General features: G+C 72.0%; 25 protein-coding genes. 16 read left to right on the plus strand and 9 right to left on the minus strand.

What is annotated here, in order from left to right; all coding sequences use genetic code 11:
* Nucleotides 1-60 precede the first annotated feature (60 nt).
* The 11 genes from M446_RS30130 (at nt 61) to M446_RS30180 (ending at nt 11005) form a co-directional block, all read left to right on the plus strand.
* On the plus strand, nt 61-609 hold the full coding sequence (locus tag M446_RS30130) for a ubiquinol-cytochrome C chaperone family protein (protein WP_012335872.1): 549 nt from the start codon (nt 61-63) through the stop codon (nt 607-609).
* A gap of 111 nt (nt 610-720) precedes the next feature.
* A complete protein-coding gene (locus M446_RS30135; RefSeq protein ID WP_012335873.1) occupies nt 721-1221 on the plus strand; it encodes a YceD family protein in 501 nt (166 codons plus the stop codon).
* Between the two features lie 105 nt (nt 1222-1326).
* The gene (plsX, locus tag M446_RS30140) at nt 1327-2361 is read left to right on the plus strand and encodes a phosphate acyltransferase PlsX (RefSeq protein ID WP_012335874.1); all 1035 of its coding nucleotides are present in this window, start codon (nt 1327-1329) and stop codon (nt 2359-2361) included.
* Nucleotides 2362-2380: 19 nt separating this feature from the next.
* On the plus strand, nt 2381-3358 hold the full coding sequence (locus tag M446_RS30145) for a beta-ketoacyl-ACP synthase III (protein WP_012335875.1): 978 nt from the start codon (nt 2381-2383) through the stop codon (nt 3356-3358).
* Between the two features lie 147 nt (nt 3359-3505).
* Nucleotides 3506-3820, plus strand: coding sequence for an integration host factor subunit alpha (locus M446_RS30150; protein ID WP_012335876.1), 315 nt, complete (start codon nt 3506-3508; stop codon nt 3818-3820).
* Nucleotides 3821-3914: 94 nt separating this feature from the next.
* On the plus strand, nt 3915-4415 hold the full coding sequence (locus M446_RS30155) for a MerR family transcriptional regulator (RefSeq protein ID WP_012335877.1): 501 nt from the start codon (nt 3915-3917) through the stop codon (nt 4413-4415).
* 16 nt (nt 4416-4431) lie between these two features.
* Nucleotides 4432-4887, plus strand: a complete 456-nt coding sequence (locus tag M446_RS30160; RefSeq protein ID WP_012335878.1) for a hypothetical protein — start codon at nt 4432-4434, stop codon at nt 4885-4887.
* A gap of 323 nt (nt 4888-5210) precedes the next feature.
* Nucleotides 5211-5657, plus strand: coding sequence for a hypothetical protein (locus tag M446_RS30165; protein ID WP_012335880.1), 447 nt, complete (start codon nt 5211-5213; stop codon nt 5655-5657).
* A 340-nt stretch (nt 5658-5997) separates the two neighbouring features.
* Complete coding sequence (locus M446_RS30170; protein ID WP_026191036.1) at nt 5998-7950, plus strand: PrkA family serine protein kinase; 1953 nt, start codon at nt 5998-6000, stop codon at nt 7948-7950.
* A gap of 96 nt (nt 7951-8046) precedes the next feature.
* Complete coding sequence (locus tag M446_RS30175; RefSeq protein WP_012335882.1) at nt 8047-9357, plus strand: YeaH/YhbH family protein; 1311 nt, start codon at nt 8047-8049, stop codon at nt 9355-9357.
* Nucleotides 9358-9427: 70 nt separating this feature from the next.
* Nucleotides 9428-11005, plus strand: a complete 1578-nt coding sequence (locus tag M446_RS30180; protein ID WP_012335883.1) for a SpoVR family protein — start codon at nt 9428-9430, stop codon at nt 11003-11005.
* Between the two features lie 166 nt (nt 11006-11171).
* Here M446_RS30180 and M446_RS30185 read toward each other — a convergent pair whose 3' ends face one another.
* The 3 genes from M446_RS30185 to M446_RS30195 all read right to left on the minus strand — a co-directional run bounded on the left by M446_RS30185 (nt 11172) and on the right by M446_RS30195 (nt 13712).
* Nucleotides 11172-11507: a DUF1476 domain-containing protein gene (locus M446_RS30185; protein WP_012335884.1), complete on the minus strand. Its 336-nt coding sequence runs from the start codon at nt 11505-11507 to the stop codon at nt 11172-11174.
* 304 nt (nt 11508-11811) lie between these two features.
* Nucleotides 11812-13212, minus strand: a complete 1401-nt coding sequence (locus M446_RS39330) for an alpha/beta hydrolase family esterase (RefSeq protein ID WP_012335885.1) — start codon at nt 13210-13212, stop codon at nt 11812-11814.
* An 80-nt stretch (nt 13213-13292) separates the two neighbouring features.
* A complete protein-coding gene (locus M446_RS30195; RefSeq protein ID WP_026191034.1) occupies nt 13293-13712 on the minus strand; it encodes a hypothetical protein in 420 nt (139 codons plus the stop codon).
* Nucleotides 13713-13900: 188 nt separating this feature from the next.
* Here M446_RS30195 and M446_RS30200 point away from each other — a divergent pair, with 188 nt between their 5' ends.
* Both M446_RS30200 and M446_RS30205 read left to right on the plus strand, forming a co-directional pair.
* Nucleotides 13901-15580, plus strand: coding sequence for an L-lactate permease (locus M446_RS30200; protein WP_012335887.1), 1680 nt, complete (start codon nt 13901-13903; stop codon nt 15578-15580).
* 8 nt (nt 15581-15588) lie between these two features.
* Complete coding sequence (locus M446_RS30205) at nt 15589-16278, plus strand: glutathione S-transferase N-terminal domain-containing protein (protein WP_012335888.1); 690 nt, start codon at nt 15589-15591, stop codon at nt 16276-16278.
* A 158-nt stretch (nt 16279-16436) separates the two neighbouring features.
* Here the strand turns inward: M446_RS30205 and M446_RS30210 are convergent, their stop codons facing one another.
* Complete coding sequence (locus tag M446_RS30210) at nt 16437-17195, minus strand: SDR family NAD(P)-dependent oxidoreductase (protein ID WP_012335889.1); 759 nt, start codon at nt 17193-17195, stop codon at nt 16437-16439.
* 103 nt (nt 17196-17298) lie between these two features.
* Between M446_RS30210 and M446_RS30215 the strand changes: the two genes are divergently transcribed.
* Both M446_RS30215 and M446_RS30220 read left to right on the plus strand, forming a co-directional pair.
* Nucleotides 17299-18183, plus strand: a complete 885-nt coding sequence (locus M446_RS30215) for a LysR family transcriptional regulator (RefSeq protein ID WP_012335890.1) — start codon at nt 17299-17301, stop codon at nt 18181-18183.
* Nucleotides 18184-18381: 198 nt separating this feature from the next.
* Nucleotides 18382-19944: an ATP-binding protein gene (locus M446_RS30220; protein WP_012335891.1), complete on the plus strand. Its 1563-nt coding sequence runs from the start codon at nt 18382-18384 to the stop codon at nt 19942-19944.
* 7 nt (nt 19945-19951) lie between these two features.
* On the opposite strand, the gene M446_RS30225 is transcribed toward M446_RS30220, so the two are convergent.
* Nucleotides 19952-20158: a hypothetical protein gene (locus M446_RS30225; RefSeq protein WP_012335892.1), complete on the minus strand. Its 207-nt coding sequence runs from the start codon at nt 20156-20158 to the stop codon at nt 19952-19954.
* A 391-nt stretch (nt 20159-20549) separates the two neighbouring features.
* Here M446_RS30225 and M446_RS30230 point away from each other — a divergent pair, with 391 nt between their 5' ends.
* Nucleotides 20550-20777: a hypothetical protein gene (locus tag M446_RS30230; RefSeq protein ID WP_043701794.1), complete on the plus strand. Its 228-nt coding sequence runs from the start codon at nt 20550-20552 to the stop codon at nt 20775-20777.
* A gap of 173 nt (nt 20778-20950) precedes the next feature.
* Here M446_RS30230 and coaBC read toward each other — a convergent pair whose 3' ends face one another.
* The 4 genes from coaBC to ubiE all read right to left on the minus strand — a co-directional run bounded on the left by coaBC (nt 20951) and on the right by ubiE (nt 26261).
* Nucleotides 20951-22231 carry a bifunctional phosphopantothenoylcysteine decarboxylase/phosphopantothenate--cysteine ligase CoaBC gene (coaBC, locus tag M446_RS30235; RefSeq protein WP_012335893.1) on the minus strand — a complete coding sequence of 427 codons (1281 nt, stop codon included), beginning with the start codon at nt 22229-22231 and terminating at the stop codon, nt 20951-20953.
* A gap of 421 nt (nt 22232-22652) precedes the next feature.
* A complete protein-coding gene (locus M446_RS30240; protein ID WP_012335894.1) occupies nt 22653-23894 on the minus strand; it encodes an ABC transporter substrate-binding protein in 1242 nt (413 codons plus the stop codon).
* Nucleotides 23895-23923: 29 nt separating this feature from the next.
* Nucleotides 23924-25477 (minus strand): 2-polyprenylphenol 6-hydroxylase, encoded by a 1554-nt coding sequence (ubiB, locus tag M446_RS30245; protein WP_012335895.1) that lies wholly within the window; start codon nt 25475-25477, stop codon nt 23924-23926.
* Between the two features lie 28 nt (nt 25478-25505).
* The gene (gene ubiE, locus M446_RS30250) at nt 25506-26261 is read right to left on the minus strand and encodes a bifunctional demethylmenaquinone methyltransferase/2-methoxy-6-polyprenyl-1,4-benzoquinol methylase UbiE (RefSeq protein ID WP_012335896.1); all 756 of its coding nucleotides are present in this window, start codon (nt 26259-26261) and stop codon (nt 25506-25508) included.
* Nucleotides 26262-26397: the final 136 nt, after the last annotated feature.

Below are 26397 nucleotides of genomic sequence, written 5' to 3' on the forward strand. Positions count from 1 at the left end.
GGGGCTGCCGCGGGGCGCTGATCCGCTTGGCCGCGCAAGGGCTTGGGAGACGAATCGGCGATGATCCGCAACCTGTTCCGGCGCGAGGACGGGCGCCGTCGCGCCATCGAGGCGTTGCACATCCGCATCAACGCGGCCGCCCGGGTGCCCGCCCTCTACCTCGCGCTCGGGGTGCCCGACACCGTCGAGGGCCGCTTCGAGACCCTCTGCCTCACCGTCATCCTGGTGCTGCGCCGCCTGCGCCAGCTGCCCGCCCCGGCCGAGGACGTCGCCCAGGACCTGGTCGATTCCGTCTTCGCGCAGCTCGACTCGTCGCTGCGCGAGCTCGGGGTGGGGGATCTCGGCGTGGCCAAGCGCATGAAGAAGCTGGCCCAGGCCTTCTACGGCCGGGCCCGGGCCTACGACGCCGCCCTCGACGCGGGCGACGCGGCGGCGCTCGCCGCGGCGCTGGCCCGCAACGTGCTCGGCCGCGACGCGCCCGAGGCCGCCGCGCCCCTCGCCGCCTACGTGGTGGCCGCCGACGCCGCCCTCGGGCAGCACGACCTCGACCGGCTGATGGCGGAGGGGCCGGTCCTGCCCGACCCGGCGCCCTTCGGCCCCGCGGCCTGAGCCGCGGCCCCGGCGTGCCGGAAACCGGCCCGTCGCGGCCCCTGTTGAGACACCGCGCGCCCGGTGCCCGGACGGTCCCGGGCCGGCGCGTCCCGCCAGAGGAGTTGCCCCATGACCCCCGATCCCGTCGGCCCGCTCTCCCGCCCGGTCCTGGTCGAGCGCGCGCTCAAGGCCGGCGGGGAGATCGTGGTCGAGGCCGACGCCGAGGAGCGCGAGGCGCTCGCCCGCGATTTCGGCCTGCCGGCGATCCACGCCCTGACCGGGCGCTTCCGCCTCCAGGGCTCGCTGCACCGCCTGCGGGTGACCGGGACCGTCGAGGCCGCCATCGCCCAGACCTGCGTGGTGACCCTCGAACCCTTCGAATCCACCGTGCGGGAGGAGGTCGAGGTCGATTTCGCCGCCCCGGACGCCTTCGCGGGCACGCCCGCCGAGGATGCCGACATCCCCGACCCGATCGTCAACGGCCGCGTCGATCTCGGCAGCCTGACCGCCGAGTTCCTGGCGCTGGGCCTCGACCCCTATCCGAGGAAGCCCGGCGTCGCCTTCGAGCCCCCCGAGGCGGGGGCCGAGGAGACGCCCTTCGCCGGCCTGCGCAGCCTCAAGGGCGAGTGAGGCGGGGCAGAATTCGTTTGCGGCCCGGCGCCGGGCCGCTATTTTCCGCCCCGCCGCGGCACACCCTGTCCGCCCGCCGCCGGAACGAGGCTCGTCGATCCCCCCATGTCCCAGAGAGTGCGCATCTCGCTCGACGCGATGGGCGGCGATCACGGTCCCACGACGGTCGTGCCGGGCGCGGCGATCGCCCGGGAGCGCCACCCCGAGACGACCTTCCTGATGTTCGGCGACGAGGCCGTCCTGCGGCCGATGGTCGAGGCGGAGCCGCGCCTCGCCGGCGCCGTCGAGATCCGCCACGCCAGCCTCGCCATCGGCATGGACGAGAAGCCGAGCCAGGCGGTCCGCGCCGGGCGCGGCAAGTCCTCGATGTGGAAGGCGATCCAGGCCGTGCGCGACGGCGAGGCGGAGGCGGCGGTCTCGGCCGGCAACACCGGCGCCCTGATGGCGATGTCGAAGATCTGCCTCAAGACCATGGCGCAGATCGAGCGGCCGGCCATCGCCTGCCTGTGGCCGACCGTGCGGGGCGAGAGCGTCGTGCTCGACGTCGGGGCGACGATCGGCACCGATGCCGAGCACCTCGTCGAGATGGCGCTGATGGGCGCCGCCATGGCCCGCATCGTCTTCGACCTCGACCGGCCGACCGTGGGCCTGCTCAACGTCGGCACCGAGGAGATGAAGGGCAACGAGGCCGTCAAGGAGGCCGCCCGCCTCCTGCGCGAGGCCGACCTGCCGACCCTGCGCTACCACGGCTTCGTCGAGGGGACGGATCTCGGCCGCGGCACCACCGACGTGGTGGTGACCGAGGGCTTCACCGGCAACATCGCGCTCAAGACCGCCGAGGGCACCGCCAAGCAGATCGGGCAGTACCTCAGGAGCGCGATGAGCCGGACGCTGATGGCGAAGATCGGCTACCTGTTCGCCCGCGGCGCCTTCGAGGCCCTGCGCGAGAAGATGAACCCGAGCCGGGCCAATGGCGGCGTCTTCCTCGGCCTCGAAGGCATCGTCGTCAAGAGCCACGGCTCGGAGGACGCGCAGGGCTTCGCGGCCGCCATCGACCTTGCCACCGACATGGCCCGACACGACCTGATGCGGACGATCCGCGAGATGCTCGAGGCGACGCCGGCCGCCGCCTCGGCCTGAGGGAGGAGACCCGGACCCCATGACCCGCCTTCGCTCGGTGGTGCGGGGCTGCGGCTCCTACCTGCCGCGGACCGTCGTCACCAACGACGACCTCGCCGCCCGCGTCGACACCTCGGACGAGTGGATCGTCCAGCGCACCGGGATCCGCCAGCGCCACATCGCCGGCCCGGACGAGACCACCTCGGTGCTCGGCATCAGGGCGGCCCGCGCGGCGCTCGCCGAGGCCGACATCGACCCGGCGAGCATCGACCTCATCATCTGCGCCACGTCGACGCCCGACCACACCTTCCCGTCGACGGCGACCCAGATCCAGGACGGCCTCGGCATCCACGGCGGGGCGGCCTTCGACCTGCAGGCGGTCTGCGCGGGCTTCGTCTACGGCGTCGCCACGGCCGACAAGTTCCTGACCACCGGCGCCGCCCGCCGCGCCCTGGTGATCGGCGCCGAGACCTTCTCGCGCCTCCTCGACTGGGAGGACCGCACCACCTGCGTGCTGTTCGGCGACGGGGCCGGCGCGATCGTGCTGGAGGCGCAGCCGGGCGAGGGCCATTCGGGCGACCGCGGCGTGCTCACCAGCCACCTGCGCTCGGACGGGCGCTACCGCGAGAAGCTCTACGTCGATGGCGGGCCCGGCTCGACCGGCACCACCGGCAAGCTCAGGATGGTCGGCAAGGAGGTCTTCCGCTTCGCGGTCGGGTCGGTGACGGACGTGATCAACGACGCCTTCGCGGCCACCGGCACCCGCGCGGAGGATCTCGACTGGTTCGTGCCCCACCAGGCCAACCGCCGCATCATCGAGGCCTCCGCCGACAAGCTCGGCATCGCCCGCGAGAAGGTCGTCCTCACCGTCGACCGGCACGGCAACACCTCGGCGGCCTCGATCCCGCTCGCCCTCGACGCGGCCTGCCGGGACGGGCGCATCGCGCGCGGCGACCTCGTGATGATCGAGGCCATCGGCGGCGGCTTCGCCTGGGGCAGCGCGCTCATTCGCTGGTGATCGCGCTGGTGATCGCGCGGGCGATCGGGCTCGGGTGATCGCGCGAAAAGGAGCCGGGCGCCCCGTTGACCCAGCGGGCGTGCCAGATTAGCGTGCGCGATCATAGACATATGTCGGTTTCTTGAGAACGCGCCGGGGAGCATCAGGATGGCAGGCAAGACGGTCACGCGGGCCGACCTGACCGAGGCCGTCTACCAGCGGGTCGGCCTGTCGCGGACCGAGTCGGCTGCCCTGGTGGAGACGGTGCTGTCGGAGATCTGCACCTGCCTCGCCTCGGGCGAGACCGTGAAGCTGTCCTCCTTCGGCTCCTTCGTGGTGCGCGACAAGGGCAAGCGGGTCGGGCGCAACCCCAAGACCGGGGTCGAGGTGGCAATCGAGCCGCGCCGCGTCATGGTGTTCAAGCCCTCGAACGTGCTCAAGGCGCGCATCAACGGCGGTGCGGCCGAACCGGACGACGAGTGACGCGAGCGGGCGCTTGAGCGGAGCCGGCCTTCCGCGCGCCCGGCGCGGGCGGCGGGGCTTCGCGTGAGCGGGCCCGCGGCAGGAGGTCCCGCGCATGACGATGCTCGTGGCCGCCGGGGAGCCGGGCGGCGAGAAGGCCCCGGAGGCGTTCCGCACCATCAGCGAGGTGGCGGACGACCTCGACCTGCCCCAGCACGTGCTGCGGTTCTGGGAAACCCGCTTCACCCAGATCCGGCCGCTCAAGCGCGGCGGCAACCGGCGCTACTACCGGCCGGAGGACATCGACCTCCTGCGCGGGGTGCGCCAGCTCCTCTACGGGCAGGGCTACACGATCCGCGGGGTGCAGCGCATCCTGCGCGAGCGGGGCATGCGCTTCGTCCAGGCGGTGGGGCGGGGCGAGCAGGTGGCGCCCGCGGCCTATCCGGAGGCCGAACCCCCCCGCGAGGCGCCGGCCGGGCCGCCCCTGGCGCCGGAGGACCGGGCGGCGCTGAGCCGCCTCCTCGACGACCTGCGCGCCTGCCGGGAGCGGCTCGCGGCCTTGCGGGATCGCCGCGCACGCGAAATAGTGTCGTGCGACGAGAACCTTGCGGAATGACCGGCGTTCCCCGCTCATGGCCGACCAGCCCCGCCACGCTTCGCCCGCCACCGCGCTGATCGCCCGGCTGATGCGCATCGTGCGCACCTGCCCGGAGGCGACGGCGGACGTGCTCGAACTCGTGCTGCTGGTGAGCCAGATCGAGGCCCTGACCGCGGTCGACCGGGACTACCGGGACGCCAAGCGGGTGATCGCCCGGCTGCGCCACCCGCTCTGGGACATGGCGCCCGACCAGCGCGCCGTGCTGCGCCGGGCCGCCGACACGATCCGGGAGGTCTGCGGCCTCGCCGAGGCCGACATCCCGCCCGACCCGATCGCCGATGCGGGCGAGCGGGAGCGGGTCGAGGCCCAACTCGCCGCGGCGCTGGCGGCCGAGTTCACGCCGGCCCAGATCGCCAAGGTCACCGGGGCGGTGATGGCGGTGCTGCAGGCCTCCGGCAGCGGGCGCGCCGCCGAGCACGGGAGCGGCTGATGTTCGGGGATTATCCGGTCGAGGGGCGGGGCTACTGGCTCTGGCTCGGCGGCATCGCGCTGCTCGGGCTGTTCAACCTGCTCGTGATGCTCACGCTGCACTGATGCCGACGGGCCGCGAGGCCGACGCACCGGGCCGTCGCCCGTCTCGAAGGGACGACACAGGCCGACGGCGTGACGCGGCATCGAGGACGGAACCGAGGGTCGTGAGACGTGACCGTCGAGACGGGGCGCCCGCGGGGCGCTTTCGGACCCGCGGCCCCTCGACGGCCCCCGGGCGGCTCCCCACATGCGGGCCGCAGAGCTTCCCCGGAGAAAGCCCTCATGATCCGCCCCATCGTCGCGCTCGCCGCCAGCGCCCTCCTGGTCGGTCCGCTCCTGGCCAGTCCGCTCCTGGCCGGCCCGGCCCTGGCCCAGGCGGCCAAGACCATCGAGCGCAGCGTCGCGCCGGGCAAGCAGATCCTCCTGCTCACCGTGCCCAACCTCAAGAAGGATTGCTCCCTCGGTCCCCAGCCCGAGCTGAAAGTGACGGCGCCGCCCAAGAACGGCGCCCTGATCCAGCGCGCCGGCCGCCGCAAGACGCCCGCCACCTATCGCTGCCCGAACGTCGAGGCCAACGTCCAGGCCATGTTCTACGAGAGCAAGGCCGGCTTTACCGGTACCGACGAGCTCACGGTCGAGGTGAAGGGCGCGGACGGCACCATCTCGGTGCGCGTCATCAAGATCAAGGTCGGCGGCGGCGAGACCAAGAGCGACACTACCGACCTGTGAGGAACGCCCGGCCCGGCGCGGCGTTTCCTCCTGACGGCGGCCGCGCGGCCATCCGGGCGGGGGCCGCGCCGCGGCGGCGCGAAGGCCGCGGCGGCGTCGCAAGAACGGCGGCGGGCGTGTCCTTTGCGACACAGGCGGCCGGGCCGGATGGCTTTCGCCTTGGTGGGCCTGCGACTTTCCGAAAGGGCACGGGGCCCGCACCGCGCCCGCACGCTGCTGTCGGGCCCCGACGACGAGGCCTGCGCAGTTTCCCGCCCTCGCCGCACTGCGACAAACATGAGGATATCGATTGCATCGGAGCCGGGACAGGATGAAGCTGGCGATGTCGTGAGGGTTCGGAATGCCAATGCCGTCAGCGAGCGATCTGTTTCAGACCTTTGCCCGCAGCTACGAGGCCCGGCGTGACGCGGAACTGTCGCTCTCGGAGTACCTCGAAGCCTGCCGCGACAACCCCTTGATGTATGCGAGCGCGCCTGAGCGCATCCTGGAGGCGATCGGCCAGCCGGAGCTCGTCGACACCGCGCGGGATTCCCGCCTCGGCCGGATCTTCATGAACCGGACGATCCGGACCTACCCGGCCTTCTCGGAATTCTACGGCATGGAGGAGACGATCGAGCGGATCGTCTCCTTCTTCCGGCACGCCGCCCAGGGCCTGGAGGAGCGCAAGCAGATTCTCTACCTGCTCGGCCCGGTCGGCGGCGGCAAGTCGTCGCTCGCCGAGCGCCTGAAGTCCCTCATGGAGGTGCACCCGATCTACGTGCTGAAGGCCGGCAACGATCTGAGCCCGGTCTTCGAGAGCCCGCTCGTCCTGTTCGACCCCGAGACGATGGGCCCGGCCATCGAGGAGCGCTACGGCATCCCGCGCCGCCGCCTCACCGGTCTGATGAGCCCCTGGTGCCTGAAGCGCCTCGACGAGTTCGGCGGCGACATCACCCAGTTCAAGGTCGTGAAGGTCCGCCCCTCGCGCCTGCGCCAGATCGCCGTCGCCAAGACCGAGCCGGGCGACGAGAACAACCAGGACATCTCCTCGCTGGTCGGCAAGGTCGACATCCGCAAGCTCGAGACTCTGAGCCAGGCCGATCCGGACGCCTATTCCTACTCGGGCGGCCTCAACCGGGCGAACCAGGGCATCCTCGAATTCGTCGAGATGTTCAAGGCGCCGATCAAGATGCTGCACCCGCTGCTGACCGCCACGCAGGAGGGCAACTACGTCGGCACCGAGAACATCGGGGCGATCCCCTTCACCGGCATCATCCTGGCCCACTCGAACGAGGCCGAGTGGCAGAGTTTCAAGACCAACAAGAACAATGAAGCCTTCATCGACCGCATCTACGTCATCAAGGTTCCGTACTGCCTGCGCGTCACCGAGGAGCAGCGGATCTACGAGAAGCTGATCTCCGGCTCGGAACTCGCCGAGGCGCCCTGCGCCCCCGGCACGCTGGAGATGCTGGCGCGCTTCTCGGTGCTCTCGCGCCTGCGCGAGCATCCGAACTCCAACGTGTTCTCGAAGATGCGGGTCTATGACGGCGAGTCCCTGCGCGAGGTCGATCCCCGCGCCCGCTCGCTCCAGGAGTACAAGGACTCGGCCGGCGTCGACGAGGGCATGGACGGGATCTCGACCCGCTTCGCCTTCAAGGTCATGGCCGCGACCTTCAACCACGACACCACCGAGGTCTCGGCCGACCCGGTCCACCTGATGTACGTGCTGGAGCAGGCGCTGCGCCGCGAGCAGCTCCCGCCCGAGACCGAGAAGCGCTACCTGGAATTCATCAAGGGCGAGCTCGCGCCCCGCTACGCCGAGTTCATCGGCCACGAGATCCAGAAGGCCTACCTCGAATCTTACCACGATTACGGTCAGAACCTGTTCGACCGTTACATCGACTACGCGGATGCCTGGATCGAGGATCAGGACTTCAAGGATCCGGAGACCGGGCAGCTGCTCAACCGGGAACTCCTGAACCAGGAACTCACCAAGATCGAGAAGCCGGCGGGGATCGCCAACCCGAAGGACTTCCGCAACGAGGTGGTCAAGTTCGCCCTGCGCTCGCGGGCCCAGCACGGCGGGCGCAACCCGTCCTGGACCTCCTACGAGAAGATCCGCGAGGTGATCGAGCGGCGCATGTTCAGCCAGGTGGAGGAGCTGCTGCCGGTGATCTCCTTCGGCTCGAAGAAGGACAGCGAGACCGAGAAGAAGCACGGCGAGTTCGTCGAGCGGATGCGGGCGCGCGGCTACACCGAGCGGCAGGTGCGGCGCCTCGTCGAGTGGTACATGCGCGTCAAGCAGGCGGGCTGACGGGCCGGCGGGCCCGAAGCCCGCCGCGCCCCGCGCGGTTGCGGATGCCGGAATCCGTCCGGTAGGGTAAGATGGCGTGATCGGAAGTTCGGCCTGATGCACATTATCGATCGGCGCCTCAATCCGGGCGGCAAGTCCCTGGCGAACCGGCAGCGCTTCCTGCGCCGGGTGCGCGACGTCGCGCAGCGCGCGGTGCGCGAGGCCGCGCGCGACCGCGACATCCGCAACATCGACAAGGAGGCGAGCGTCACCGTCCCGGTGGACGGGGTGCGCGAGCCCCGCTTCAGCCGGGCGCCCGGCACCGGCGTGCAGGACCACATTCTGCCCGGCAACAAGACCTACATCGAGGGCGACACGATCGAGCGCCCGCCCCGCGGCCAGGGCGGCGGCGGGGGCGGCCAGGCCGGGGAGGGCGGCCAGGATTCGGAGGATTCCTTCCAGTTCATGCTGACCCGGGAGGAGTTCCTGGAACTCTTCCTGGAGGACCTGGAACTGCCCGACCTCGCCAAGAGGCGCCTCGCCGTGGTCGAGACCCCGGCCCTGCGCCGGGCGGGCTACATGGTCTCGGGCTCGCCCGCGAACCTCGCCCTCACCCGGACCCTGCGCAACTCGCTGTCGCGGCGCATCGCCCTCAAGCGCCCCAAGCACGAGGATCTCGCGGCGCTCGAGGCCGACCTCGCCGAGGCCGAGGCCCGCGCCCCCGACGCGCCCGAGACCGTCGCCCTGCGCGAGGAGGTCGCGCGCCTGCGCATCCGCAGCCAGCGCATCCCCTACATCGACCCGATCGACCTGCGCTACCGCCGCTTCGAGCCCTATCCGCGCCCGGTCGCCCAGGCGGTGATGTTCTGCCTGATGGACGTCTCGGGCTCGATGACCGAGCACATGAAGGACCTCGCCAAGCGGTTCTACATCCTGCTGCACATCTTCCTGGTGCGCCGCTACAAGCACGTCGAGATCGTCTTCATCCGCCACACCGACCACGCCAAGGAGGTCGACGAGGAGACCTTCTTCGGCTCGCGGGAGACCGGCGGCACCCTGGTCTCCTCGGCGCTGGTCGAGATGAAGCGCATCGTCGCCGAGCGCTACAACCCCGAGGACTGGAACATCTACGCCGCCCAGGCCTCGGACGGCGACAACGTGTCGAGCGACTCGACCACCTCGCAGGAACTCCTGCGCGGCGCGATCCTCCCAGCCTGCCAGCACTTCGCCTACCTGGAGGTCGGCGACGAGACCGGCCCGCGGGCCGGCTTCGTGGAGCACCGCACCACCCTGTGGCGCACCTACGAGCCCGTCGCCAAGGCCAACCCCGTGCTCGCCATGCGCAAGGTCAACCACCGCCGCGACATCTACCCGGTCTTCCGCGAACTCTTCGCCCGCAAGGCCGGGCAGGAGCAGGCCCCGGCCTGAGCGCCGCGACACTGCCACGATGCGGATGAACCCTGTGCCGCCGACGCCGTGAAGAGAGGTTCGAGGTCCGATGAATGCACCGACCACCGGGGTGATGCCGCGGCCGGCCCTGGTCCGGGCGGGGGAGCCCCTGTTCACCGGGAATGACTGGGACTTCGACACGATCCGGCGCATCCACGACGCCTGCGAGGCCATCGCCGGCCCGGAACTCGGCCTGTCCTGGTACCCGAACCAGATCGAGATCATCACGGCCGAGCAGATGCTCGACGCCTACGCGTCGATCGGCATGCCGCTCTTCTACAAGCACTGGTCCTTCGGCAAGCACTTCGCCCAGCACGAGGCCGGCTACCGCCGCGGCCTGATGGGCCTCGCCTACGAGATCGTGATCAACTCGAACCCGTGCATCTCCTACATCATGGAGGAGAACACGGCGACGATGCAGACGCTGGTGATCGCCCACGCCGCCTTCGGGCACAACCACTTCTTCAAGAACAACTACCTGTTCCGGCAGTGGACCGACGCCGAGGGCATCCTCGACTACCTCGACTTCGCCAAGGGCTTCATCTCGCGCTGCGAGGAGCGCTACGGTCACGCCGCCGTCGAGGCGGTGCTCGACGCCGCCCACGCGCTGATGAACCAGGGCGTGCACCGCTACCCCCGCAAGAAGCGGCCCGACCTGTCCTCCGAGCAGCGCCGCGAGCGCGAGCGCCAGGAGCACCAGGAGCGGATGTACAACGACCTCTGGCGCACGCTGCCGGCGCGGGCCAAGACCGACAAGCCGAACCTCTCGGTCGAGCGCCGCCGCGCCCTGCTCGAATTGCCGCAGGAGAACATCCTCTACTTCCTGGAGAAGGTGGCGCCCCGCCTGCAGCCCTGGCAGCGCGAGATCCTGCGCATCGTCCGCCACGTGGCGCAGTACTTCTACCCGCAGCGCCAGACCAAGGTGATGAACGAGGGCTGCGCCACCTACACGCACTACCAGATCATGACCCGCCTCTCGGAGACGGGCCGGATCACCGAGGCGGCCTACCTGGAGTTCCTGCAGTCGCACACGAACGTCATCCGGCAGCCGACCTTCGACGACCGGCATTACGGCGGGCACAATCCGTACGCCATCGGCTTCGCCATGATGACGGACATCGCCCGGATCGCCAGCGAGCCGACCGAGGAGGACCGGGCGTGGTTCCCGGACATCGCCGGCTGCCGCGACCCGATGGGCGTGCTGCGCGACGTCTGGGAGAATTACCGCGACGAGAGCTTCATCGCGCAGTTCCTGTCGCCCCGCCTGATGCGCCAGCTGCGCCTGTTCCACGTCGTCGACGATCCCGACCGGCCCGAACTGCGGGTCGAGGCGATCCACGACGAGCGCGGCTACCGGCGCCTGCGCCGGGCCTTCGCGCGCCAGTACGACGTGGCGTGGCTCGATCCGGACATCGAGGTGGTGGATGTCGACCTGGAGGGCGACCGCCGCCTGATCCTGCACCACAAGGTGCTGAACCGGGTCCTGCTGCAGAAGGAGGACGCGCACCGGGTGCTCCAGCACCTCGCGGATCTCTGGGGCTACGACGTGGTGCTGAAGGAGGTCGATCCCGCCTCCGGCACCGTGCTCAAGGAGCACAATGCGAGCGCGCGGCCGACCTTCTTCTGAGTGTTTCGAGGGGGGTCCGAACGGATCGTTCGGATGCGGGGTCATCCCGACGGCCACGTCCCGTGACCCTTGGTTCGGGTCTCGGATTCTCGTCGGGCCATCGGCGTGATCTCGGCCATCCGAGACGGTCGACGGCCGGCCGCGTCGGCAGCCCGGGCCGTTGCCGTCACACCGCCCGGTCCTCCTCCCGCACCGCCCGCGCCGCCTCGGCCTGGGCGCGCGCGAACAGGTCCGGCACCTCGGCCGCGGCCGCGTCGAGGCCGCGCTCGCCCAATTCGCCGCGCAGCCGCTCCTTCAGCGCCGCGTCGGTGAGCGGGGAGGCGATGGTCTCCACCAGCCGGCGCGTATAGGCCTCGCCCTCCGCCTCCGACAGGCCGAGCCGCGCGCTCATCCAGGTGCCGATGATGCGGTTGCGCCGCACCAGGGCGCGAAACCGCATCTCCTCCTCGTGCGCGAACAGGGCCTCGGCGGCGCGCTCGCGCTCCTCGAACGGGGTCGTCATGGGCTCCTCCGTCCTTCTCTCGGCCAGGATGCTACCCTGATCGCGGGCGGATGCCAGGGCCCCCGATCCGGCCGTCCCCCGACCTGGAGGCCGCTCCAGCCGGTCGCTGCACCGGCGGGGCGGCCCGCCCGACCTCGACGGGATCGTCTTCGCGGCGCAGAGGCGGGCGAGCACGGCGCACCGGCCCCGGCCGAGACCGCGGGGGCGGTGCTGATGCTCGGCGGCGTGGTCGCGGCGATCCGCGCCTTCGCGGGGCGGCGGGCGCCCCGCTCACCTGTGCCAAGGCCGCCGCCCGAGCGGGCCCCTATCGCCGCGGCTTCGGGTTCTCCAGGAAGAAGCGCCACATCTCCCGGGAGGCGTCCGGGCCGCTTGGGTCGGTGTAGCTCGCGGCGGCGTCGCCCCCCGACCACGCGTGGCCGCTGCCCTGCACGACCCAGTGCTCGAAGCGCGGGCGGCCGCTCTCGTCCGCCAGGACGCTGCGCCGCCATGCCCGCCCGTTCGGCGCCACGCCGGCCTCCTCGCGCAGCAGGGTGCCGCCCGTCGCCGCGATGATCGCCGCGCCGTTGCGCGGATGCACGGTCGTGTCCTGGTCGCCGTGGAACACGATGGTGGGCAGCACCCGCTCCGGCCGGGACGACGCCTCCGCGCCCTCCCGCATCGCCCGCATGGCCGCCGGCAGGCCGCTCGCCGCCCCGGCGCAGAGCCCCGAATGGATGCCCACCGCCGCGAACAGGTCCGGATAGGCCGCCGCCAGGTTCGCCGCCGCGGCGCCGCCCGCCGACAGGCCCGCCACGTAGACCCGCCGGGGATCGACCGCGTAATCCTCCATCACCGCCCGGGCGATCCCGGCGATCAGCGAGGCCTCGCCGTGGTCGCGGCGCTGGTCGGCGCTGTTGAACCAGTTCCAGCAGCGGGCGTGGTTGGCCGCGGCGGTCTGGGCCGGGTAGGCGACCAGGAAGGTCTCGGCATCGGCGATCCGGTTCATGCCGGTGCCGGCCGCGAAATCGTCGGGCGACTGGGTGCAGCCGTGCAGCATCACCACGAGCGGCACCGCCCGGCCCCTGTAGGCGCCCGGCACGTAGAGCTTGTAGGCGCGCTGGCCCGCCGCGTTGGCGTAGTGGCGCGACAGGAACTCCCCGGGTCCCGCCTCGCCGGCCACCTCCGCGTCCGGGGCCGGCTCGACCAGCCCGTCGAGGAGCGGGGCGACCTTGCGGCCGATCTCCCGGGCGATCTCGCGCAGCCCCTGCGGGAGAGGGCGCAGCCCCTCCGCGAGGGGCCGAAGCCCCTCCGCGAGGGGCCGGTGCCCCTCCGGGTGGGGCATGGGGATCATGCGGGGTTCCGGCGCGGCCGGGCGCGGCGCCGCGCCCGCCGTCCAGGCCGGGGCGGCCGGCCGGAGTCCGGCGCGCCCGACCGCCTCGACCGGCGTCACTGCCGGGGACGGCTTTGCCGCCGGGGAGGGCTTTACCGCTTGGGAGGGTTGGGCCGACGCGGCGGTCTCGGCCGGGGCGGCGCGCGCCGCGCCGCCCGGCAGGGCGCGCAGGGGCGTCGGGTTGACCTTCGCGGCCGGCGCGGCGGGGGCCGGTTCGGCCGGAGCGGGGCGCTCGCCGCGGACCACCCGCTGGATCACGGACAGCGCTTCGCCGAGGCGCCCGGCCCGCGTGAGGCGCGTCGCCTCGGCCATGCCGGGGAGGATCTTCTTGCGCATGGGAGCCTCGTCCTTGAGGACGCGAGAGGAGCCGGCGCCGGGCGGTCGGGCCCGGCGCGCGGAGGGGCGGCGGACCGCCGTCAGCGGATGCGGTCGGCCAGGGCCGCCTTGACGGCGGGGCTGGCATGGAGGGCGCCGAGCACCTCCACGGAAGCGATGGCCGCGCGGGCGAGGTCGGGCGTCACGTCGGAGGCGATGGTCGCGAGCCCCAGCACCCGGATGGCGAGCGGGGTCCCCGCGTCGCGGGCCGCCTCCAGATCCTCCCGGGCGAAGTGCCGCAGGCCGAGTTCGACGCGCTTGCGCGCCATCGCCTGCCGGGTCGCCTCGCCGTGCCGGTCGATCTGGTTGCGGATCGCCGTGCGGATGAAGTCGGTGCGGTTGGCGTAGAACCCGTCGCGGACCAGCAGGTCCACGTGCCCGAGATCGACGTAGCCGAGATTGATCGTGATCTTCTCGCTGTCGCCGGCCCGGGGCCGCAGCTCCTGCACGCTTCCGCTCATCGGCGCCATCCTGTCGCCATCCGACCGGATGGAACATGCCCCGTCTTCGCGGGTGCAGCAAGTGCGGTGCAGCAAAAATCTCGCCGGGCGCCCCCTCCGAAGGGCGTAAGGCCGCACCGGGCCGGGAGCGTTGAGACGTTTGCAACCCTCTGTTAAGCGCGCGCCAAGGCACAACAGGAGGATGCGCCATGTGGAATCAGGTCTACGACCCGTTCGGGAATGCCTGGCTGTCGACGATCGCGGCGGCGGTTCCGGTCGTGGCCCTGCTCGCGCTGATCGCCAGCGGCAAGGTGAAGGCCCACATCGCCGCCGTCATCTCGCTGGTCATCGCCTTCGTGGTGGCGACGGCCTTGTTCGGCATGCCGGTGGGCCTCGCGACCCGCGCCACCCTCCTGGGCGTCGTGACCGGCATGTTCCCGATCGGCTGGATCATCCTCAACGTGATCTTCCTCTACCGGCTCACGGTGGAGAAGGGCTGGTTCGCCACCCTGCAGCAATCGGTGGCCGGAATCACGGCGGACCGGCGGCTGCAGCTCCTCCTCGTCGCCTTCGCGTTCGGGGCCTTCTTCGAGGGGGCGGGGGGCTTCGGCACCCCGGTCGCCGTGACGGGGGCGATCCTGATCGGGCTCGGCTTCTCGCCGCTCGCCGCCTCGGGCCTCTCGCTCATCGCCAACACGGCGCCGGTGGCCTACGGGGCGCTCGGCGCGCCGATCCAGGGCCTCGCCTCGGTGACCGGCTACGACCCCTACCTCCTCGGGGCGATGATCGGCCGGCAGCTCCCCTTCTTCTCGCTGCTGGTGCCGTTCTGGCTGATCGTGGTCTTCGCCGGCTTCCGCGGCATGACCCAGATCTGGCCGGCGGTCCTGGTCTGCGGCGCCTCCTTCGCGGCGGCCCAATTCGTGATCTCGAACTACGTGAATCCCTGGATCGTCGACATCGGCGCCTCGCTCGTGTCGATGGGGGCGCTCGTCGCCTTCCTGAAGGTCTGGCACCCGTCCGAGATCTGGACCTCGACGGCGCTGCGCACCCACGACGATTCCCTGGCCTACGCGCCCGCCCGCCCCGCCTCCCTGGGGGCCGCCGCGACCCCGCCCGCCGCGAGCCGGCGCGAGATCATGATGGCCTGGGTGCCCTGGATCATCCTCTCGGTGATCGTGGCGATCTGGGGCACGGGCTGGTTCAAGAGCCTCGTCAACCCGCTCTTCACCTGGCGCTACGAGGTCGAGGGCCTGCACAACATGGTGATGAAGGTGCCGCCGGTGGTCGCCAAGGCGCACCCGGAAGCGGCCGTCTTCCTCTTCACCTACATGTCCTTCACGGGCACGGGCGTGCTGTTCGCGGCGATCATCTCGGGCCTGATCATGGGGTTCGGCCCGATCCGGCTGGTCCGCGCCTACCTGGAGACGATCTGGGTGCTGCGCACCTCGCTGATCACCATCGCGGCGATGCTGGCGCTCGGCGTGCTCACCCGCTACGCGGGGGTGGACGCCACGCTGGGCCTCGCCTTCGCGGGCACCGGGATGCTCTACCCGTTCTTCGGCACCCTGCTGGGCTGGCTCGGCGTCGCGCTCACCGGGTCGGACACGGCCTCGAACGTGCTGTTCGGCGGCCTGCAGCGCATCACCTCCGAGCAGCTCGGCCTCTCGGGCATCCTGATGGCGGCGGCGAATTCCTCCGGCGGCGTCATGGGCAAGATGATCGACGCGCAGTCGATCGTCGTGGCCTCCACCGCCACCGGCTATTACGGCCAGGAGAGCCGGATCCTGCGCTTCGTGTTCTGGCACTCGATCGCGCTCGCCTGCCTGGTCGGCGGCCTCGTCATGCTGCAGGCCTACGTGCCGCCCTTCACCGCCCTGGTGCTGCACTGAGGGCGGCGATGGACCCGACGCTCTACGAACTGGCGGGCGCCGATCCGGACCGGCGCTTCTCGCCCTTCTGCTGGCGCATCCGCCTCGCCCTGGAGCACAAGGGCCTGTCCTTCGCGGGCCGGCCCTGGCGCTTCACCGAGAAGGAGGCGATCGCCTTCGCGGGCAGCGAGACGGTGCCGGTGCTGGTCGACGGCGAGCGCGCCCTGGCCGGGTCCCAGGCCATCGCCGCCCACCTGGAGGAGGCCCATCCGGACCGCCCGAGCCTGTTCGGCGGCCCGGCCGGGCAGGCGCTCACCCGGGTGATCGTCCACTGGACGGACGGGGTGCTGCACCCGGCGCTGGCGCCGCTCCTCCTCACGGAGATCCTGGCGGTGCTCGACCCACGCGACCGGGACTACTTCCGCCGCACCCGCGAGGCCCTGTTCCGCAAGCCGCTGGAGGCGGTCTGCCCCGACCCGGAGGCGCAGCTGAAGCTGCTGCGGCGCACGCTCTCGCCCGTGCGGGTGAGCCTGCGCGAGCAGCCCTATCTGGGCGGCGAGGCGCCGCTCTACGCGGATTTCGCCGTGATGGGCGCCTTCCTGTGGGCGCGGGGCGTGAGCGCGCGGCCGCTCCTGGACCCCGACGATCCGGTCGAGGACTGGCGCCGGCGCATGCTGGCGCGGCTCGGGCCCGACTCGCGGGCGCTCACCGCGGCCTGACACCAACGGTCTTGTCTCGGGACCGTCGGTTCCGTTCACGGGACAGGACTGCGACTGCCCCGGATCGGTGATGCTCGCCGCCTGATCCAGGCAAAGTGAGCAGGACCCACCGACGCGGGGCATTCCCGGATGCCGCCCGCGATCCGTCGCGGTCTCGCTCACAGGCGCGGCCCTCCGAGCGTGAAGCCGCCATCGACCAGGATATCCTGACCCGTGACGAACCGGGCATCGTCGGAGAGGAGCCACGCGACGGTGCCCGCAACGTCGTCGGGTGTCCCGTTTCGTCCCAGCGGTGCATGGGCGGCCAGCTTGGCTGAGAAGGCCGGATCCAGAACCGCGTCGGCCATCGGCGTCAGGATGATGCCGGGGCTGATGCTGTTGACGCGGACGTCGCGCGGCCCCTGCTCCAGGGCGAGCGTGTGCATCATGGCGATCAACGCGCCCTTGGTTGCCGCGTAGGCGCCAGCGCCGGGCATGACGCTGTTGACGGTCCACGAGGCGTTGATCACAACGGCGCCGCCTCGAAGATGCGGCAGGGAGTGCTTGATCGAGAGGAAGGTTCCCAAGAGGTTCGTGCCGACAAGCTCTTCGAAGTCGGTCGCGTCCGTCTCGGCGAGCGGCTTGAATGCGCCCAGAACGCCGGCATTCGCGAAAAGGCCGTCGATGCGGCCGTTGGCGCGCGTCGCTTGCCGGACCATGGCCTCGACCTCGGCCGGGTTGCCGATGTCGCAGGCGACGGGCAAGGCCGAGCCGCCTTCCGCGGCGATCTCGGCAGCGACCGCTTCGAGGGGTTCCAGACGCCGCCCGACGAGAACGCTGCGCGCGCCCTCCCTGGCGAGGCGGATCGCGGCCGCGCGCCCCATGCCGGTTCCCGCACCCGTGACGACGACCGTTTGTCCCGCAAACCGCGTGAGCATCACATCCAACTCCTTCGAGGACGGCTTTCGAGGAGTCGTAATTGATGCCGGCTTGAACGATAATGAGGCAAATCATCGGGTTATTATGAAGGAATATCATTGAATGGACATCGTGCGCTGCATGCGGGCGTTCGTTGCGACGGTGCGGGCCGGTTCGATGAGCGCCGCTGCGGCGGAGCTGGGGCAATCTCCGGCAATGGTCGGACAGCAGATCGCGGCGCTGGAGGAACGCCTCGGCACGCGCCTTCTGAACCGCACGACGCGGCGTCAAAGCCTGACGGATTTCGGGGCGAGCTATGTCGAGCAGTGCCGCGACATTCTGGAGCGCATCGCGCTTGCCCAAGAGGCCGCGGAGCTTCAGCAGACGCGGGTACAGGGTCGATTGCGGATCACGGCGCCCACCACCTTCGGCGCAGAGGCGCTGATGCCGGCACTTGGCGGCTATCGACTGACCGCACCCGATGTGGAACTCGACATCACCCTGTCGGATCGCAATGTCGATCTCGTCGAGGAAGGCTTCGATCTCGCCTTCCGCATCGGCGCGATCCAGGACAGCGCCATGATCGCCAGACCTCTGGCGCCCTATCGCATGGTGGTCTGCGCCGCGCCCGACTACCTCGCCCGCCGAGGAACGCCGATCCATCCGGACGACCTGGAAGGCCATGAAGCCATCGCTTTCACGCCTTCGGCGCGTTCGCCGTGGACATTCGCGAGGGGTGACGACGAGAGAGCGGTGACACCTCCACGCATGATCACCGTGAACAGCGGCCAGGCAGTCCGCGCAGCGGCGCGCGCGGGCCTCGGCATCATCATGCAGCCGGAGATCCTCGTGCGGCGCGATATGGAGACCGGCTGCCTTGTCCGGCTGTTCCCGGAGTGGCGGCTGGGTGACAGACCGATGTGGCTTCTCTACCACCGTGACCGGCGCATGACGCCACGCCTGCGCAGCTTCATCTCCTTCGCGACCGCGGCCTTCGGTGTCGCGTGACACTCGGATATTTCGGCTTCGCTCAGGCGCCGCGCGGGCTTGTCATCCGCATTCCGGACGTGATCGTCCGGCCGGACGTGATCGTCCGCACGGCGTCTGATTCCTCCCCGCGGAGTCCTGTGGACCCGGCCCGCGGGCGCGGATCGCGGCCCGGCCCGCCCGTGTTAGAACCCCGGTTCGGGTGAGTGCGGAGCCGTGATGACGATCAGCGTGGAGATGGGCGTGGCGGCCGGCCACCAGGCCGCCGCCCTCGATCTGGAGGAACTCCTCGCCACCCGCCTCCTCGTCCAGGGCAATTCGGGCTCGGGCAAGTCGCACCTGCTGCGCCGCCTGCTGGAGCAGAGCGCCGCCCATGTCCAGCAGGTCGTGATCGATCCGGAGGGCGACTTCGTCACCCTGGCCGACCGCTTCGGCCACGTGGTGGTCGACGGGGCGCACGGGGAGGCGGATCTGCAGCGCATCGCCGCGCGGGTGCGCGCCCACCGGGTCTCGGTGGTGCTGACCCTGGAGAGCCTCGACGTCGAGGCGCAGATGCGGGCCGCCGCCGCCTTCCTGGGCGGCCTGTTCGACGCCGAGCGCGACCATTGGTACCCGGTGCTCGTCGTCGTCGACGAGGCGCAGCTCTTCGCCCCGGCCGCCGCCGGCGAGGTCTCGGACGAGGCCCGCAAGGCGTCGCTCGGCGCCATGACCAACCTGATGTGCCGCGGCCGCAAGCGGGGCCTCGCCGGGGTCATCGCCACCCAGCGCCTCGCCAAGCTCGCCAAGAACGTCGCCGCGGAAGCCTCGAACTTCCTGATGGGCCGCACCTTCCTCGACATCGACATGGCCCGCGCCGCCGACCTGCTCGGCCTGGAGCGGCGCCAGGCCGAGAGTTTTCGCGACCTGGAGCGCGGCTCCTTCGTGGCGCTCGGGCCGGCCCTGTCGAAGCGCCCGCTGACCCTGCGCATCGGCCCGGTCGCGACCGCGCCGCGCTCGACGAGCCCCAAGCTCGTGCCGCTGCCCGCCCCCGCGGCCGAGGACCTGCGCGACCTCATCCTGACCCCCGCCGCCGACGAGCCGCCGCGGATGCCGGCGCCCCGCCCGGCCGCCCCGCGGCCCTCGCCGGTCGACCTGCTGCAGCAGCTCGCCCAGGCCCGGCCCCTGCCGCCGGAGCCCGAGGAGCAGCCCGCCCTCGGCCCGGAGGAGCGGGAGGCGGCCCTCGCGGCGATCCTGCGCGAGATCGCCGCCGACCCGGATGCCGGGCACCACACGGTCGCGGTGCTCTACCAGGATTTCCTGGTGCGCTGCCGCATGCGCCGGGTCGGGGCGCCCCTCGACCTGCCGGCTTTCCGGCGCCGGCTCGCGGTAGCGCGGGCGGGGCTCGAGGAGGGCGGGCGGGAGGCCGAGGCGGATGCGGTGCTCGACGCCTGCGCGGGCCTGCCGGAGGAGGTGCAGGGGCTGTTCCTGCTCCTCGCCCGCGCGGCCCGCGCCGGGGCGCCGTGCCCCTCGGACGAGGCCCTGGCGCGGGCGATCGGCTCCCGCTCGCCCGGCCGGGCGCGGCGGCTCCTCGCCTTCGTGGAGAGCCGCGGTGCCGTCGTCTGCCGGACCGATTTCCGCGGCAACCGGATCGTGGCGATCCCGGGCCTCGGCTGCGAGACCGGCCCGGGCGACCCCAAGGCGGCGCCAGGCGACCCCAAGGCGGCGCCAAGCGACCCCAAGGCGGCGCCGGGCGGCCCGAAGGGGGCGGCCGAGCCTCCGGCGGGGCTGTTCGCGGCCGAGTAGGGGGCCCTCAGGGGCGCCGCTCGCAGAGCGTCTTGACGTAGGTGGTGGCGTCCGGGCTGCGGCCGGCATGGGCCGCCATCGTGGGACCCATCAGCATGCATTCCTGGGGCGAATGCGCGGGCGCCGTCATCACGTCCTGCGCGGTGTCGCGGGTGCAATCCTTGGCATCGAGCGTTGAGGCGCAGACGAGCGCCACCACGAGCAGCACGGGCATCGGAACCTCCGACCGGGGGAGACCGGAATTCTAGAGCTGGTCTCTCGCCCGCCAAGGATCGACTCCTGCGGTATAGTGCACCGTTTCGGCACGGCCGCGGGCGGCTTCGCCGCCGCGCCCGCCACCCGCCTTCGGCCGTGCCGCCCCGGCCGGAGGGTGAGGGGGTCGGGCTCCGCCTCCCGGATCCGTCCCGGGCCGCCGGGATGGGCCGCGGCCCGCGTCGGGACGATGGCCGAGCACGGCGCATCCGCCGCAGGCCGGCACCGTGGCGGCGGTGCCGGATTGCGCCGCTCGCTCCACAAAGATGATGGGACCGCTGCGCGCCGCTGCCGGCGCGAGAGCCCGGTGAATCCGCGTAACATCGCAGAGTTTCAGCAAGGCCTGGGACGCCATGGCCTCGCATTTCGGCGCCGATCAGGTGAACGGCATCGTCAGTTCGCGGCGCCAGTTCGGCGCCCATCTGATGCCTGATCTTCAGGCCGCGGCGATGGCGCAGGTCGCCCCGTTCTCGCCCGTTCTGATCGGCCTGCATCAGCTTCACGACATGCTGCCGCTGACCGTTTCCAGTCTGCTGGTGCGCGGCGCCGCTCCGGACGAGTGCGCCGCCTGCGGCGACTGATACGCCATCCGGTTGATGGCTTCGCCCTCTCCCGTTCCGGCCATGCGGATGTCGGCGTCGCTCAGGCGCCGCGCGGGCTTGGGATCCGCTTGCTCGAAGCGGATCCCGGATCAGCCGCGCATCCTCCCCGGCGCGGGCGGCGCCGGGGCTGCGGCGCCGCCCCGGATCAGCCCTCAGGTGCCCGCCCGCAGCTCCGCCAGATGCGCGACGAGGCGCCGGGCGACCTCGTCCTTGGCCAGGGTCGGCCAGGTCTCGACCGCGCCGTCGCGGCCGATCAGCAGGATCGTGTTGCGGTCCCCGCCCATCACGCCCGTCCCCGCCGAGACGTCGTTGGCGACGATGAGGTCGCAGCCCTTGCGGGCGATCTTGGCGCGGGCATGGGCGACCACCTCGCGGGTCTCGGCGGCGAAGCCGACCACCAGGGGCGGGCGACCCTGCGCCCTCCGCGCGATGGTGGCGAGGATGTCGGGATTCTCCACGAGGGCGATGCCCGGAGGACCGCCCGGCCCCTTCTTGATCTTCTCGCCGGTCTCCGCGGCCGGGCGCCAATCGGCGACGGCGGCGGCGAAGATCGCGATGTCGGCGGGCAGGGCCGCCTCCACGGCGGCGAGCATCGCGCGCGCGGTCTCGACCCTGACCACCGTGACCCCCTTCGGGTCCGGGAGGGCGACCGGACCGGAGACCAGCGTCACCCGGGCGCCCGCCGCCGCGGCCGCGGCCGCGATGGCGTGGCCCTGCTTGCCCGAGGAGCGGTTGGCGATGTAGCGGACCGGGTCGATCGGCTCGTGGGTCGGGCCCGAGGTGACGAGGACGTGCCGCCCCGCCAGCGCCCCCGCCGGCGGATTCGCGAGGGGGTTGCCGGCGCGGCGCGCCAGCAGCGCCACCAGCGCCTCGGCGATCTCGTCGGGCTCGGCCATGCGGCCGGGGCCGGTCTCGGCCTCCGCCATGGCGCCCTCGTTCGGGCCCACCACCGCGACGCCGTCGGCGCGCAGGGTGGCGAGGTTGCGCTGCGTCGCCGGGTGCAGCCACATCCGCACGTTCATGGCCGGCGCGATCAGGATCGGCAGGGTGGTGGCGAGCAGCACCGTCGCGGCGAGGTCGTCCGCGTGGCCGCCCGCCATCCGGGCCATCAGGTTGGCGGTGGCGGGCGCCACCACTACCGCATCGGCCTGCCGGGCAAGCTTGATGTGGCCGATATCGGCCTCGTCGTCCCGGTCGAACAGGTCGGTATGGACCCGCTCGCCCGAGAGGGCGCCCGCCGCCAGCGGCGTCACGAAGCCCTGCGCGCCCTGCGTCAGCACGCAGCGCACGGCGGCGCCGCGCGCGCGCAGGCGCCGGATCAGGTCGAGGGACTTGTAGGCCGCGATGCCGCCCCCGATCACGAGCAGCACCCGGCGGTTCGCGAGGGGGAGGGGCACGGAATCGCCGGGAAGCAGGGAATCCTCGGGGAGCATGGGGGCCTCGTGGGCAGTCGGATCCGGCGGGCGGCGGCGCGCCCGGCGCCTCCTCGATGACCTCGTCCGCCCGCGCCAGCAACCCGTCCGGCAGGCCGAGGCCGAGCGCAGGGTGACGACGCGCGCGAAGGCGGTGGGCTGCTCCACCGGTGAGAACGGGCGGGGCGCCCCGCGCCTCCGCGAGGACCGGCTGCATGCGCCGGTTCGACGGAATGATCCGGGATCCGCTCGATCGAAGCGGATCCCGGATCACGCGCCTGCGCGGCGCCTGAGCGACGCCGACATCCGCATGGCCGAGATGGGAGATGGCGAAGCCATCAACCGGATGGCGGATGAGCGGAGTGGCGAGGATGGCGACCCGGGCGAGGGCCGGAAGGCGCCGCCGGGCCAGCTTCGGTTCACGGCGCGCGGTCGCGGGCGCTCACCGCGCCGCCTTCACCAGCGGGCAGCCCCCCTCGGCCAGGGGCCGGAAGGCCTCGTCGCCGGGGACCGTCGCCAGGAGCTTGTAGAGGTCCCACTCGCCCTTCGATTCCTGCGGCGTCTTCACCTGCATCAGGTACATGTCGTGGACCATGCGCCCGTCCTCGCGCACCCGGCCGCCCCTCGCGAACATGTCGTCCACCGGCATCTCCCGCATCTTGGCGACGACCTTGAGGGCGTCGTCGGTGCCGGCCTCCCGCACGGCCTTCAGGTAATGGGTGACCGCCGAGTAGACCCCCGCCTGATGCATGGTCGGCATCAGCCCGTAGGCCTGCTTGAAGCGCGTCGCGAAGGCGCGGGTCGCCTCGTCCCGGTCCCAGTAGAAGGCCGTGGTCAGGAGGAGCCCCTGCGCCACGTCGATGCCGAGGCTGTGCACGTCGTCGATGTTGATGAGGAGGGCGAGCAGGGTCTGCCCGCCCTGGACGATGCCGAATTCGTGCGCCTGCTTGATCGCGTTGACCGTGTCGCCGCCCGCATTGGCGAAGGCGACGAGCTTGGCCCCCGATCCCTGCGCCTGGATCAGGAAGGACGAGAAGTCGGCGGTGGCGAAGGGCGCCCGCACGGTCGACAGCACCTTGCCGCCGGAGCGCTTCACCTCGGCGGCGCCGTCCCGCTCCAGGGCGTGGCCGAAGGCGTAATCCGCCGTCACGAAGGCCCAGGTGTCGAGGCCCCGCTTCACCGCCGCCTGGCCCGAGACGTGGGACAGCGCGTAGGTGTCGTAGGTCCAGTGCAGGCCGGTCGGCGAGCAGGCCGGCCCGGTCAGGTCCGAGGTGCCGCCCCCGGACACGATCAGGATCCTGCCCTTCTCCCTGGCGATCTGCTGGACCGCGAGCGCCACCGAGGAGGTCGGCACGTCGAGGATCACGTCGACGCCGTCCCGGTCGTACCATTGCCGGGCGATGTTCGAGCCGACATCCGGCTTGTTCTGGTGATCGGCGGAGACCACCTCGATCGGCCTTCCGCCGATCGTGCCGCCGAAATCCCGCACCGCCATCTCGGCCGCGATGAGCGAGCCGCGGCCGGTCGAATCGGCGTAGACGCTCGACATGTCGGTGAGGACCGCGAGCTTGACCTTGCCGTCGGTGAGGACGGGCTCCTCCGCCCGGGCCGCCCCGGCGAGGGCGAGGGCGGCGAGCGGGGCGAGGAGGGCGCGACCCGTGGTCCGCCGCTGGCGTGCTGGCATCGGGCGCGTCTCCCGGAGTCTCGTGGGGGTCAGTGCAGGGCGAGGAGGAGGACCGCGCCCGCGATGGCCCAGAGCCCGAGAGTAGACCAGACGGCCCGCCGCGTCTCGGCCCGCAGCTTCCGCTCGAGCTTCGCGCCCTCGCGCGGCGCCTCCTCGTCGAGGCGGATCAGCAGGCGCTTGAGGCGCTGGGACAGGTCGGGGGCGTCGGCCAGCACGTCCGCGAGGGTCAGGGCGGCGCGGCCCGCCTGCTCGATCCGGCCGATCGGCCCGAGATTCCGGGCGAGCCAGGTGCGCACCACCGGCTCGGCGGTGGTCCACATGTCGAGGCGCGGGTCGAGGGAGCGCGCCACGCCCTCCACCACCACCATGGTCTTCTGGAGCATCACCAGCTCGGTGCGGGTGCTCATGTCGAACAGGGCGGTGACGTCGAAGAGCAGGGTGAGCACCTTGGCCATCGAGATCTCGTCGGCCCGGCGCTGGTGGATCGGCTCGCCGATCGCCCGGATCGCCTGGGCGAAATCGTCGACCGAGTGGTGGGAGGGCACGTAGCCGGCCTCGAAATGCACCTCGGCCACGCGCCGGTAGTCGCGCAGGATGAAGCCGAGCAGGATCTCGGCCAGGAAGCGCCGCTCCTTGATGCCGAGCCGGCCCATGATGCCGAAATCGACCGCGGCGAGCCGGCCCATCGGGTCCACGAACAGGTTCCCGGGATGCATGTCGGCGTGGAAGAAGCCGTCCCGGATCGCGTGGCGCAGGAAGGACTGGATCACCGTGCGCCCGAGCGCCGCGGTGTCGTGCCCGGCCGCCACGATCGCGGCGCGGTCGTTGAGGCGGATGCCGTCGATCCATTCGCTCGCCAGCACGTCGCGGCCGGTGAGCTCCCAGATCGGCCGCGGCACCCGGAAATCCTCGTCGCCCTTGATGTTCTCGGCGAATTCCGAGAGCGCGGCGGCTTCGAGCCGCAGGTCCATCTCCATGGCGACCGAGCGGGCGAGGGTCTCCACCACCTCCCGGGGGCGCAGGCGCTCGGCCTCGGGGCGCAGGATCTCGACCACCCGCGCCATGAAGCGCATGGCCTGGATGTCGCGGGCGAAGCGCTCGCGCACGCCCGGCCGCATCACCTTCACGGCGATGGTGCGCTCGGCCCCGCCGGGCTCGCGGATGCGGGCCCGGTGCACCTGCGCGATCGAGGCCGCCGCGATGGGCGGGCTGAGGGAGAGGAAGAGGGCGCCGACCCGCTGACCCAGCGTCTCCTCGATGGTCGCCACCGCCACCTCCTGCGGGAAGGGCGGCACCCGGTCCTGCAGGCGTTCGAGGTCGCGGGCGGCCGCGACCCCGACGATGTCGGGGCGCGTCGCCAGGAACTGGCCGAACTTGACGTAGGAGGGGCCGAGCCGCGTGAGCGCGGTCGGAAGCCGGGCGGTCGGCCCGAGGCCGCGGCGCTCCAGCCGCCGGCCGAGCCGCAGGAAGGCGCGCAGGTGCGGGGGGAGGGCGGCCGCGTCCACGAAGGCGAGCGCGCCCTCGCGCGCCAGCACCCAGCCGACCTCGACGCCGCGCAGGAGGTGGAAGACCGCGCTCAGCACGACCGGCGGCCTCGCGATGCGGGGTCCGTCACGCGATCTTCCAGCCCGAATGGATGGCGCAGATCCCGCCCGAGAGCGGCCGATGCGTGACCCGGGAGAAGCCCGCCTCCTCGATCATGCGCGCGAAGGCGCCGGGCGTCGGGAAGCGGCGGATCGACTCGACGAGGTAGCGGTAGGATTCCCTGTCCCCCGCCACGAGCTCGCCGATGCGCGGGATCACCCGGAACGAGTAGGCGTCGTAGATCCGGTCGAGGCCCGGCACGTCCACGCGGGAGAATTCGAGGCACAGGAAGCGCCCGCCGGGCTTGAGCACCCGGAAGGCCTCGGCGAGCGCCAGCGGGATGCGCGGCACGTTCCGGATCCCGAAGGCGATCGTGTAGGCGTCGAAGGCATCGTCGGGCAGGGGCAGGGCCTCGGCGTTGCCGGCGACGAAGGCGATCCGCCCCTCGAAGCGCCCGCCGGCCCGCTCGCGCCCCACCGAGAGCATCGCGTCGTTGATGTCGAGGACCGTCACCTGCGTGTCCGGCCCGCCCGCGTCGAGGGCCCGGAAGGCGATGTCGCCGGTCCCGCCCGCCACGTCGAGGAGCCGGAACGGCCGCTGGCGCGAGGGGCGCAGGGTCGAGATCAGCGCGCTCTTCCAGGCCCGGTGCAGCCCGCCCGACATCAGGTCGTTCATCAGGTCGTAGCGCTTGGCGACGGAGCGGAAGACCTCGTTGACGCGCCCCTGCTTGTCGCCGAGGGGGACGCGCGAGAAGCCGAAATCGGTGCTGGTCTCGTCGGCCATCGGGGTCCTCCTCGCGCCGCCTCCATAGCGAAGGCGCGGGGTTCGCGCCATCCGGGGCCGGGCGGGCGGGGGTGCGGTTCTTCGCGCGGCCCTTCATCCGGCATCCTGTTGATGGCTTCGCCCTCTCCCATTTCGG

It is taken from the genome of Methylobacterium sp. 4-46, assembly GCF_000019365.1.
GTDB lineage: Bacteria > Pseudomonadota > Alphaproteobacteria > Rhizobiales > Beijerinckiaceae > Methylobacterium.